General features: G+C 62.4%; 11 protein-coding genes. 10 read left to right on the forward strand and 1 reads right to left on the reverse strand.

All coding sequences use genetic code 11. From position 1 onward, the window contains the following. The first annotated feature begins 228 nt into the window (after positions 1–228). The 7 genes from mobC (at position 229) to V3G39_00035 (ending at position 6,644) form a co-directional block, all read left to right on the forward strand. The gene (gene mobC / locus V3G39_00005) at positions 229–681 is read left to right on the forward strand and encodes a plasmid mobilization relaxosome protein MobC (protein XAS74801.1); all 453 of its coding nucleotides are present in this window, start codon (positions 229–231) and stop codon (positions 679–681) included. Between the two features lie 512 nt (positions 682–1,193). Further along, positions 1,194–2,183: a hypothetical protein gene (locus V3G39_00010; GenBank protein ID XAS74802.1), complete on the forward strand. Its 990-nt coding sequence runs from the start codon at positions 1,194–1,196 to the stop codon at positions 2,181–2,183. A gap of 708 nt (positions 2,184–2,891) precedes the next feature. After that, positions 2,892–3,134, forward strand: a complete 243-nt coding sequence (locus V3G39_00015; GenBank protein ID XAS74803.1) for a type II toxin-antitoxin system Phd/YefM family antitoxin — start codon at positions 2,892–2,894, stop codon at positions 3,132–3,134. Continuing rightward, positions 3,131–3,397 carry a Txe/YoeB family addiction module toxin gene (locus tag V3G39_00020; GenBank protein ID XAS74804.1) on the forward strand — a complete coding sequence of 89 codons (267 nt, stop codon included), beginning with the start codon at positions 3,131–3,133 and terminating at the stop codon, positions 3,395–3,397. The genes V3G39_00015 and V3G39_00020 overlap by 4 nt, the downstream gene beginning before the upstream one ends. A 114-nt stretch (positions 3,398–3,511) precedes the next feature. Further along, positions 3,512–3,724: a hypothetical protein gene (locus V3G39_00025; protein XAS74805.1), complete on the forward strand. Its 213-nt coding sequence runs from the start codon at positions 3,512–3,514 to the stop codon at positions 3,722–3,724. 883 nt (positions 3,725–4,607) lie between these two features. Further along, on the forward strand, positions 4,608–5,054 hold the full coding sequence (locus V3G39_00030; protein ID XAS74806.1) for a hypothetical protein: 447 nt from the start codon (positions 4,608–4,610) through the stop codon (positions 5,052–5,054). A gap of 675 nt (positions 5,055–5,729) precedes the next feature. Then, positions 5,730–6,644, forward strand: a complete 915-nt coding sequence (locus V3G39_00035; protein ID XAS74807.1) for a hypothetical protein — start codon at positions 5,730–5,732, stop codon at positions 6,642–6,644. A 422-nt stretch (positions 6,645–7,066) separates the two neighbouring features. Here V3G39_00035 and V3G39_00040 read toward each other — a convergent pair whose 3' ends face one another. Further along, positions 7,067–7,729, reverse strand: coding sequence for a hypothetical protein (locus tag V3G39_00040; protein XAS74808.1), 663 nt, complete (start codon positions 7,727–7,729; stop codon positions 7,067–7,069). Positions 7,730–8,123: 394 nt separating this feature from the next. Here V3G39_00040 and V3G39_00045 point away from each other — a divergent pair, with 394 nt between their 5' ends. From V3G39_00045 to V3G39_00055, 3 genes are read left to right on the forward strand one after another with little or no spacing between them, the layout of a single operon-like run. Then, on the forward strand, positions 8,124–9,080 hold the full coding sequence (locus V3G39_00045; GenBank protein XAS74809.1) for a site-specific integrase: 957 nt from the start codon (positions 8,124–8,126) through the stop codon (positions 9,078–9,080). A gap of 53 nt (positions 9,081–9,133) precedes the next feature. Continuing rightward, positions 9,134–10,372: a hypothetical protein gene (locus tag V3G39_00050; GenBank protein XAS74810.1), complete on the forward strand. Its 1,239-nt coding sequence runs from the start codon at positions 9,134–9,136 to the stop codon at positions 10,370–10,372. Then, complete coding sequence (locus V3G39_00055; GenBank protein XAS74811.1) at positions 10,357–10,881, forward strand: hypothetical protein; 525 nt, start codon at positions 10,357–10,359, stop codon at positions 10,879–10,881. The genes V3G39_00050 and V3G39_00055 overlap by 16 nt, the downstream gene beginning before the upstream one ends. Positions 10,882–10,916 lie beyond the last annotated feature (35 nt).

The raw sequence follows: 10,916 nt of genomic DNA on the forward strand, positions 1-10,916 counted from the left end.
CGAGGTATGATCAGAGTTACTCTGCGCTTCGCTTCGTGTCCCTCTGATCGCCTCGCCCTTGTTCGCTTCGCTCACTGTCGGGGCCGCCCGCCGGCGGTCCCGTTCCGGGCCTGGGCGCCTGGTGGTGGGTTGGCCCGTTCCGGGCACCCTGTGCCGCTTGTGGCGTGGGGTGTGTGGGTGGTTGGGCCGAGGGTGCAAGAGGTGTGCCGGATCTGGGAGGTGTTTGTGGTGGTGTCTGAGTCGGGTGGTGCGGAGTTGTCGGGATTGGTGGGTGTGGATCGGTGGGTTGCTGCTGGGGAGGCTGCGCGTGCTGAGTTGGCCAAGAGCGCGAGCGTTGCGGAGAAGCGGGATCGGGTGGTGGCGGTGCGATTGTTTCCTGCGGAGTTGGTGGCGTGGCAGGAAGCGGCCGTGAATGGTGGTCGTCGGGAGGTGGGGCGGTGGGTGCGGGAAACGATCAATGCCGTGGTGGCCGAGGGTGATGACGGGGGAATAGTTAAGGCGCCGAGGGGGCCGGCGCGTCCGGGGGTGGAGTTAGCGGCGTTGGCGCGTATTGGTAACAATCTCAATCAGGCGGTTCGGTTGGCGCATATGCGCACCGGTGATTCGGTGGTGGCTCAGGATTTAGTTGACGCGGTAGACCGCGCCCAGGTCGAGATCCGCGCATTGCGGGAGGCACTGTGATTACGAAGATCACTCGGGGCCGGCGGGTGGGTGATTTGGGTGCGTATTTACACGGCCCGGGGCGGAACAATGAACACGTTTTGGAGGATGGGGTGACCCGGGGTGGGGAAGTGGTCGCGTCGAATATTGGCGCGAACGGGGACCGGGCACCGGCGTATTGGGCGGGTCAGTTACGCGCAGCTCACCAACACCGACCCGATATTGAGCGCCCTATTTGGCAGTGCTCAATTCGGGCGCACGCGGATGACCGGGTGATGGGGGCGGGTGAGTGGGGTGATGTTGCGCAGGAATTCGCGGAGCAGATGGGCTACCAAAATTATCCGTGGGTCGCGGTGAAACACGGGCCGGATCATATTCACGTGGTGCTGTCCCGGGTCAGTGAGGACCCGGCCCAGGTGGTGTGGACCGGGCGTAAAGACCGGTGGGCCGCGCAACAAGCACGGCGAGTGATTGAACAAGCTCATGGTTTGTCGGAGGCGCCGTTGCAATCTACGGACGCGAGTAAGCGAATCGTGGATCATCAGTTGAAGCAGGGGGAATGGAAATACGCCGAGGCGACCGGGCAGTCCCCGGTCCGGGTCCGGTTAGCCGCGCAGGTGGCCACCGCCATGGCGGAAACGGCCGGGTATGGGCGAGCTGCGTTCGAGGAAGCGTTGAGTGAGCAGGGAATCGCGGCCCAGGCGAATGTGGCCAGTACGGGGCGGGTCAGTGGGTACAGCTTCGCTAGTCCCACTCTTGAGGGTGGGCGGGACCGGGACGGGGCGTTGATCTGGTTCAAAGCATCCCAGCTGGATAAGCAGCTGTCATGGTCACGGTTGGGTCCGATCTTGGAAGCACCAAGGGCGGCGTTGCCCCCGGTCCCTTCCCCGGGCACGACGTTGTTCGGGAAACCCAAGCAGTGGGCCTCCCCCGCCGTGCAGGTCGCCCAGGAGCAGGAATGGCGCGGGCAGGTCGCCGCCCTAGGGCAGGGATGGCAACTGGTCAACCACCAGGCCCGGTTAGGGCAGGTCACCCAGTACCTCGACGCGTGGTGGCAGCAACGGGGCACCGCGACCGCCCAGCGGATCGAACAGGCCGACCAGGCGATGAAGGACGCCGCAGAGCAGGCGTGGAAAGACGCGCGACCGACCGCGTGGAGCGATATCCCCGTGGAGGCTGGTCGAGCATTGGAAACATCCTCAGCAGCGTTCCCCGGCCAGGAGAAACGCATCACCGCGATGAAGCGCGAAGACACCATCCGCGCCGCCGAGAAAGGCGACCAGGACGCGATCGCCACGATCACCTCCTGGGCCGGCCCCAACCACGCCGACGATGGGGACCTGGACCAGATCGTGGCCCTCGCCCGCCACAGCAACGCCCAACTCGAGCAACAAGCTCACGCCGCCCACATGGCACGCATCAGCCCCGGCCGCGGACGAGGCACCAGCACCACGGCCGCGCGCCCCTACCAACCACCCACACTCGGACAAGACAGCAACCGAGGAAACGACTACGGCCGGTAACCCCGTTCACATCTGTCGCCCTCACGCTTCAGCGTTTGCGGTTACGCCACCATGCTCGCAAGGGCCGCTCTGCGAGGGTCTCAGGGGGTGGCTCTGATTCTGTGTTGGTGGGTACCAACGTGAGATTTTCCTTGATATTGCTGGATTCTTTAGGGGTCTCTGCGGGTGTCACGGTGCGGGTCTCAAGCATTCGCATCGCGCGGCGCACATCCTCCAACGCGTTGCCACGCTCGTGTGCGACTGCTTCCGCGACAGCCGCTCTCTGCTGCGCGTCCATCAACTGATCTCGCAGGGATGCCACCTGGTCCCACGTAGGGGCATCAGAGGGTCTCTCGGTGGGTGTCAATGACACCGGCGCGCTGGGACCCACCCTGTCGAGCATCCCAAGCGTGATGAGGGTATGAATCGGAATGGACCACGTACCGTCCGCGTGCTGTGTTGCCCCAGCATTCCGAAGATCATCACGACGACGACGTAGCGTGGATAGGCTGACACCGGTAACTCGTGACGCTTCTTTGAGACCTAAGTCGGCAGGGGTGTCGGTGGTACCAGACGTGGGTTCCATAGGGTCTCAGCGTGGCGGCACCAAGGGGGTTTCACCAGATTAGCCACGCGGTTTGCGCTGAAATTTTGACTGGTTAAGGAAGATCTGTGCCCTCCTCATAGCTTGTACGTTATGGCGTACGCTTTGCCGTGGAGGTACTGACTGTGACTGCTATAAGTGCGACGTCGGCGCGGGCGAATTTGTATCGGTTGATTGACCAGGTGAACGCCGAGTCTCAGCCCCTGACGATTACAGGGCAACGGGGCAATGCGGTGTTGGTCAGCGAGGCTGACTGGCAGGCGATCCAGGAGACCTTGTTCTTGGAGTCGGTGCCGGGAATGGTCGAGTCGATCCATCAGGCTCGCGCTGAGGGTGTCGAGGCCGGTTCTCGCGACCTTGACTGGTGAGTGGCTGGACGCTGGTCTACTCACGCCAGGCGCAAAAAGACGCCAAGAAGTTGGCCTCTTCAGGTCTGAAGCCGCGAGCCATGAAGCTACTCGACGTGCTGACCGAGGATCCGTTTGCGATGCCACCGCGGTACGAAAAGCTCGTGGGCAACCTGGCGGGGTGCTACTCGCGTCGGATCAACATCCAGCACCGACTCGTCTACGAGGTGTTGCCCTATCAGCGCACAGTGCACGTGCTGCGAATGTGGTCCCACTACGAGTGACAGCCGTCGACGGGTGTACTGGTGGCATTCCGCAGCACGATGCGGAAGGTCTAGGACACGCCCGGAGAACCGGAATACCCCCTAGAAGCGGTGGGTACATGGAAGGCTTATGCCATGGCGAAGAGCAATGCTGATCGGTCAGAAGACCGCCGGGCGAACATCATCTTCCGCACATCGGTGGCGCGGCGAGAAGAGCTGCGTGCCATCGCTGCTTCTCATGGTGTGTCTGTGCAGATTTATCTCGAAGCCGTTGCTTTTGGTCAGCCACTAGCCAGCAAACGCTCCAGTGGCCCCAGACCCCAGCAGGAGCTCCCCCTGACCGGATGACGTTGCGGGGCAGTGCCCTGACACGACAAAGGCCGCCGTTTCCGCGGCGGCCTGTCGTCTAGCAATTTAAGTTCTGCGCCGGTTAGCAGCCGGCTACGAATTCGTTTCTCGCCTGAGAGGTGGCTTCGTGCTACCCACTTTAGATCATCCTGCCCGTCTGGGCCAAGACCCTGACCAGATGCATCAGCGTGTCCTGACGCACCGCCGGTGCGCGCCACGTGATTCCGCGTATGTGGAGTTGGTGTGTCGTGCGCGCCCTGGTGTGTTGCCGAGGTGGCATCAAGACGACCGTGGCCCTCGTAACGCGACCCGGGGGCATCACACATACGCCCCTGCGGGTGCGTATTCAGCTGTTGCGGTGTGGGTGAGTCGTGAGCATTGGTTGGGCGTGGTGGTGCCGGTGGCGTTGGCGTTCGGTGCTGAAGAGTTGCGGGGTCGAGTGTCGCCTGGGTTGATGCGCCGGTATTTGGCTGTGCGGTCTGGGTATGCGTTGGCGGGGACGGGTCGGCGGGCGATTGTGCGCCCGGACACGGTCGCTTCGGTGTTGGGGGTGAGTGTGAACACGGTGAAGGTGTGTCAGCGTCTGGCGCGGCGGATTGGCCTGGAGGTGGTGATCCAGGCGGGGCGGATGCTCACCTTGGAGGAGTGCCTCGCGGCCCGTCGGCGGGGTTCGCGTCAGCGGGGGTTATCCACAGAAGTTGCGTTCACTACGCCCCGGGCTATCCCTGTTGCCTTGTGGATAGATACCCCTACCAGAGGTAACCATTCCCCAGACCGCCAAGACTGTGAGAACACTTCCTTCAAGCGAAAGACGGCCGCGAGCGGCCAAGAAAAGGCCGCGGCTTCGCCGCGCCGGCCTCAACAAAAACGGGGTAACCCTGCGGTGGCCCGGAATCTGGCGCTGCAGGTCACAGCACAGCTGCCGTGGTTGGCCGGTGAGAGCCCCCGGCGCCTTGCCCCGGCCCTGACACGGTTCGTGACGTGTTCCCCGTCGTGGACCGCGCAGGATTTGTTGGGCGCGTTGGTTGATGCTGCGGTACGCACCGGGCAACGTTCCCCCCTGGCCAATCGAGCAGTGACCACCCGACCGGCGGTGCTGTTCGCGGCGATGCTGGCTGGCCTGGACGAACAGGGCGATTACCCCGGGCCCGCTTTCCTACCAGCTGCACCAGCGTCGGTGTCGGTGTGTGAGCGGCCCGAGTGCGACGGGTGGATCACCACCCACGACAACGCAGGCAGCGTCACCGCGGCCCGCCCCTGCCCCGAGGTAGCTCACCGTCGCGCGACCCAAGCTCACGCCGTGTCCGAGAGGGATGGGTGGGATTTGTAAGGGTCCCCGTTCTAATCCGGGACGCGGGTAGCAACGCTGCAGGATCGTGCGTTGAGTCAGCGGTGGTGCTGCTCGGCACCCGTTGAGCGGGGTTTTCACCGAGTAAGGCTTAGGGCACTGTCGGTTTCAGTGCCCCACACGGGCCGAGTGGTAGCACCGTGGTGTACCCGGTCTTGGTTGCCCCTCCAGGTCTGAGTCTCTGGTGTTGGATCCGTTGTGCCAGAACTTTGTTGGGCGTGAGACTCCCATCTTGTCTGCGATCACCGCAGTCACCACACCAATCAGCTGTGAGCCACAACCCCTGGTTCGCCGTCCGAGTCCGGCCCGCACCGGGGAAAATTCTGGTCAACGGGCCCAGTTCTTTCACGACTCGCCAACACGTGTGAACCCCACGCGGGGAACAGGATGATTGGCCATGCCTCATCACCCCAAAACAAAACGCGAAACCATTCACGGCGCGCCGCCCTCAATGCGACAGAAGGCGTATCACTGACCCTGGTGTCGGCCGCATGGCGCTGCTCAAATATTGATACTAGACAGCCCGTGTTACGTCTGCGAAGATCGCGCGCAGGCTAGCGTCCCGCCGGCTGGCGAGCAGCGCTCACAACGATTTCAACCTCGGGTCACCACACATCGCGTGATTGTGCGGACCTCCGAGAGAATAGAGATACAAAGATGTCCAAATGGACCAAGAGCGCAGGGGTAACCCTCGGCGCGACAGCCCTAGTACTTCCACTCATTTCCGGGACCGCCATCGCGAACGCGGACCCAACGCCCACCACCACGACCGTGAACGTGGAGATTCAGGGTGCGCCCGGCCCGAACAGCGTCTTAGATATCCCGGACAACGGGTCGGCGACGGCGATCTCCTACGGTGGCACGGCCTACCCCATCACCACCAAAAATGCCAACAATCACAATATTGTTCAGGCCTCGTTGCCCCCTGGCACGTACAGTTTCGTGGCCACATACAACGGCACCCGTCAGCAGGTTAACGGCGTGACGATCGGGTCCAGCGCGAAGACGGTCTACTTTCAGGCTGCGTCGGTAAACCTGGCGTTGCAGGATCACAGCGGCTTCCCCCTGACCGCCGATACCGCGTCCTACTACGCGAACGGGTGGCACACGATGACGGGTGGGCAAGCCGACATGCTGCCAGGCGCATATAGCTTCGCCGCGACCTATAACGGCACCCGCCAGCAGATGAACGGCGTGACGGTCGCCCAGCCGAACTCGAACAACGGGGCAAACCGCTACCAGAGCGTGGGCTTCCAAACCGAGTTGGTGAACGTAGTGGCGTCCGACAGTGCGATCACGAGCGGCTCTACGTCCGTCCAAGCGGATGCGTCCTACTTCGGCCTAGACCAGGCGTACCACCCGATCACTGGGGTGAACGTTAACAACCACAACCAGGTGCAGGCCGAGATGCTGCCCGGTACCTACAGCTTCGTTGACTCCTACAACGGCATGCGCCAGCAGAAGAACGGCGTGGTGGTCAAGCAGCCGGCCCCGAACCCGACCCACAACAAGTACCTCAACGTCCAGTCGGTCTACTTTGGTTTCTCCTCCGCTGGGGTGGGTACGTACTGATCTGATCACGCAGTCGTAGGGCCAAGCCCAGTCCTGCCAACCGCATCACGGGTGGCACCGCTAGTGCGGTGTCACCCGTGATGCGGTTGTTCGCGTCGCAGCCGAGAGCAATGACTTCACTGGTGCAAGCCCGCCCTTGACCGTTCCGGCCCGGGAACCATGTCGCTATGGATCCCTAGACCGGAAGGGGCGATCCGGTCAGGAGATGCTCTGTTGGTATCACTGGTGGTCTGGGCCTTGATCCGCTGATCGGCGGATCGGCGGATCGGCGGATCGGCGGATTTGCCGCAGTGCTTCGCTCATCGTCGTGGACGATGTCGGTTCGGTGCGGCCGTCGCCCAGCAATGCCTGTGCGGCAGTTACGGCGTCGACTGGGTCGGGCTTATCCGCGGGGGCTGATGCGTTGGCCCGGCCGGCAGGGATCAGTAGGACTGGCTCGCTGGCGCCGTCACCTTCGCTGGGGTGCCCAGTTTTGTGGGGGCGGTTTTCGTAGTGCGGACTGAGGTCTTGGCACCGGCAGCGGCATGGGGAGCGGAGATGGCCAGGATCCCGGAGTCGGTGGTGAAGGTTTGGCCGTTGACGACCGAACTGCTGACCGCTTCGAAATAGGTGGGTGGCGTCCCGCAGTTCGTAGGACCGAATTTGTACGTGAGCGCTGCGGTTCCGTTCATGATGGTCACGGTGCCTGAATAGGTTGAGGTGTACAGGTAGTAGGTCCGCCCGTCGACCGTTTTGGAGGTGGTGGTCTGGGTCAGCGCGGACCAGCCCACCACTTGGGAGGGGAACGTCAAGCCTGTGGCGTTGAAGTAGTACCCCACCGTGATCGGCGTAGTCACCGCGCTCACGTTGCTCCAGCGCAGACCGTATTGGGCAACCCCCGACGTTGCTGTGCCATCTACCGTGGTGGTGCCGCACTCGTTGTTCAAGGTCGTGATTGCGCCGTGGTTGGCGACCTGGACGGCCGACGTGGACGCGGTGGCGGTAGGCAGTACACCGGCAATAGCGATGACGGGCATGCTCCACACCAAGCCCCTGGTGATGGTGCGGCGAGAGGGAACCATGGTGGTACTCGGGGAATCAATCATGGGGCTACTTGTCCTTGGATAGAGTGCGTATCAGAGGTGTACATTACGGCGCGGTCGAAATTGCAGGATGTCGCGTTGCGCGAACGGGTGTCGAGGCCCGCAGGTATATTGCGGCCCCCGAAAGTTACCAGGGCCAGGTTGAATTTAAGGTCCCGCGGGTGAGGCCGACAATCGACAGCTTTATCAGTGCAATGTGGGGCACCAATCGCACCGCGCGCTGACCAGCCACTCCCGTGCAGCAATCCCCTAATGACGAGCCTTGCAGACGATCCGTCGCTGGCCGAGGTTCCGCAGTTAATGTTCCGTAACTGCGGTACATGATGACGCGGACCCCGGAATGGCGCGGTTTGGTCGCCCGCTGATGTAGTTCCCAGCACCTGATTAACTGCGGAATATGCCCCCAACGACCCCGCACCGCCCCCTCGGCCCCGTCGGCGACCTCGAGCCCGACTCGGGCGGCGGGATCAGTTGGGCGACGGCCGTGGCCGCGTTCCTGTGCCGCCCGACCGCGCCAACGACTAAACGCACCTACGCGATCCTGTTGGGTCGGATCGGCGCGCAGTTACCCGAGGGCGCGGGCCTGGGTGATCTGAGCGCGTACGACTACCAGGCCGCGCTGGTCGGCGCCTATGACAACGCGGCACCGGCCACGTTCAACCTCGCCACCGGCGCCCTGCGCGGGCTGTTGAACCATGCCGCCGACTGGGAATGGTGCCCCGACACCGTGCCGTACCGATTCGCTCGCCTGGCCCGGCCACGAAAGATCACCCACGATCACAACCGGGCGCTGACACGGGAGGTCATCGAGCGACTGTGCACCAACCCACGGCACGGGCTGCGGGAACGGACCTTGTGGCGGATGCTCTACGAAACAGCCGCCCGCGCGAACGAGGTCCTGCGCCTAGACGTCGGCGACCTGGACCTGAGTAACCGCACCGCCCACACCATCCGCAAAGGCGGCGACCGCGACACCCTGCACTACGCCACCGGTACCGCACGCCTGCTACCTCGACTGCTCGCTGGGCGCACCGGCGGGCCGGTGTTCCTATCCAGCCGGCCACCCCGCACCACCGCGCTACCCGCAGTGATCGACCTTGACACAGCCACGGGTCACGCCCGGCTGTCCTACCGCCAGGCCGCCGCTCTCTTCACCGACGCCACCAACGGAGCGACCCTGCACCAACTACGCCACTCTGCCTTGACCCACCTCGCCAACACCGGCACCAGCGGCCCCCTCCTCATGGCCAAATCCCGACACGCCGCACTGACCAGCCTGCAGCAATACGTCCACCCATCACAGACCGCCATTGCGCAGCTGACTACCGGCCTAGATCACAACGACCGAACTTAAGCGGCATAAATGCTAATCTCACGCCCGTGAAGCGATTAAGCCGCAATTCAAATGTGACTACATGGACGATAGTAATAGCGACAGCATTAGTTGGGATTATATTTCTCTGCGCCCCACGGCTTTATGGCTGGCAATTAGGCCACGTTCACAAAGAAGATGGAACAGTATTCCTGTCCGAATGGACCCTTAATGGATGGTCTTCAGTTACGACGGATTACACCGGCTATTTGCATGTTGTGCCAAGATTGTTAACGGCATTAGGGGCCGCGGGCCCCCCTGGATGGTTCCCGATTATTATAGGTTTCTTGTGTGCCCTTTGGCGTGCTTGGCTGACCATCATTGCTTTCGTTGCCTTTCGATCCCGAGGTATTGATTGGCGATGGTCTTTGGCGGCAGGTTCAATGTTTCTTTTTGTACCCGTCGGGCAACAGGAAGTACTGGGGAATTTAACTAATCTTCGATGGTTTTGCGACGCAGGAGCAGTAGTAATTTTAATCGGTCAATTCCGCCGATTCTGGGTAGTTTTAGCTGGCTTGACGCTTGCATTATGCGCACTTACCGACCCGCTAATTTTGCTCCTTTTTCCACTTTTCCTTTGGGCTGTAATAAAAAACCAAAGAGAATCGCGGTTTGTTCCAATTTTGGGAGGCCTAGGGGCACTTGGTCAGTGGTTAGCTTTGAAGCCAAGCGCACGCTCGGCTTCAGATATGTATCTAAACCAACCAATCGAGTCGATCCATCAGCTAGTTGTACGCGGTCCGATTGAAGCCCAGTATGGTCAAAATGGAGCGGAAGTAGCTATCCGTATTGCAGGCGTTTCTATTGCCTTAATTCTTATCGTATTGCCAGCAGTAGTGCTCTTCATTAAGCCACGTCTAATACCCATAGTGCTAGCTATTTCTGGAATCTATCTACTCGCCCTGACTCTTATCTTCGCGGATTTAAAGCAAATCCCACTGTCATCTTGGTTCAGCGTTGGTCAAGCTTCACGCTACGCAGTCCCGGCTTCTATCTTAATTGGCGCCGCATTAATTCTTTCTTATCCTGAGTTATTGAAAGGCAAATATCGTCCGGTTGCGCTGCTCTCGGCTGTTCTACTCGTCGTAGCAATAGGTGCCGATGCCACGGGGGACCGCTACAACACCCAAGGACCAGAATGGTCAAAAACAGTTAGCGATGCGCGTGCGAGTTGCACCAAAAGTGGGACTCGTTTGATCGTCGTACCTCTAACACCGAGTGGAGTTCCAACTAAGTGGACCGCCAAACTTCCATGTACATGGTTAGAGAAATAGTCGCGGTCTCGCCCTGGGGGCTCGCCGCTGGTGGGGTCGCGGTCTCGCCCTGGGGGCTCGCCGCTGGTGGGGTCGCGGTCTCGCCCTGGGGGCTCGCCGCTGGTGGGGTCGCGGTCTCGCCCTGGGGGCTCGCCGCTGGTGGGGTCGCGGTCTCGCCCTGGGGGCTCGCCGCTGGTGGGGTCGCGGTCTCGCCCTGGGGGGCTCGCCGCTGGTGGGGTCGCGGTCTCGCCCTGGGGGGCTCGCCGCTGGTGGGGTCGCGGTCTCGCCCTGGGGGGCTCGCCGCTGGTGGGGTCGCGGTCTCGCCCTGGGGGGCTCGCCGCTGGTGGGGTCGCGGTCTCGCCCTGGGGGGCTCGCCGCTGGTGGGGTCGCGGTCTCGCCCTGGGGGGCTCGCCGCTGGTGGGGTCGCGGTCTCGCCCTGGGGGGCTCGCCGCTGGTGGGGTCGCGGTCTCGCCCTGGGGGCTCGCCGCTGGTGGGGTCGCGGTCTCGCCCTGGGGGCTCGCCGCGCGTGAGATGCCGGCGAAAGGGCGGCCCTGCTAACGCGATG

Source organism: Dermatophilaceae bacterium Sec6.4, assembly GCA_039636865.1.
In the GTDB taxonomy this organism is placed as follows: Bacteria; Actinomycetota; Actinomycetes; order Actinomycetales; family Dermatophilaceae; genus Allobranchiibius.

Coding starts and splice junctions, on each gene's coding strand:
- V3G39_00055 (XAS74811.1), top strand. CDS start 10,357: ATGGTTAGAGAAATAGTCGCGGTCTCGCCCTGGGGGCTCGCCGCTGGT.
- V3G39_00035 (XAS74807.1), top strand. CDS start 5,730: ATGTCCAAATGGACCAAGAGCGCAGGGGTAACCCTCGGCGCGACAGCC.
- V3G39_00040 (XAS74808.1), bottom strand. CDS start 7,729: ATGATTGATTCCCCGAGTACCACCATGGTTCCCTCTCGCCGCACCATC.
- V3G39_00045 (XAS74809.1), top strand. CDS start 8,124: ATGCCCCCAACGACCCCGCACCGCCCCCTCGGCCCCGTCGGCGACCTC.
- V3G39_00025 (XAS74805.1), top strand. CDS start 3,512: ATGGCGAAGAGCAATGCTGATCGGTCAGAAGACCGCCGGGCGAACATC.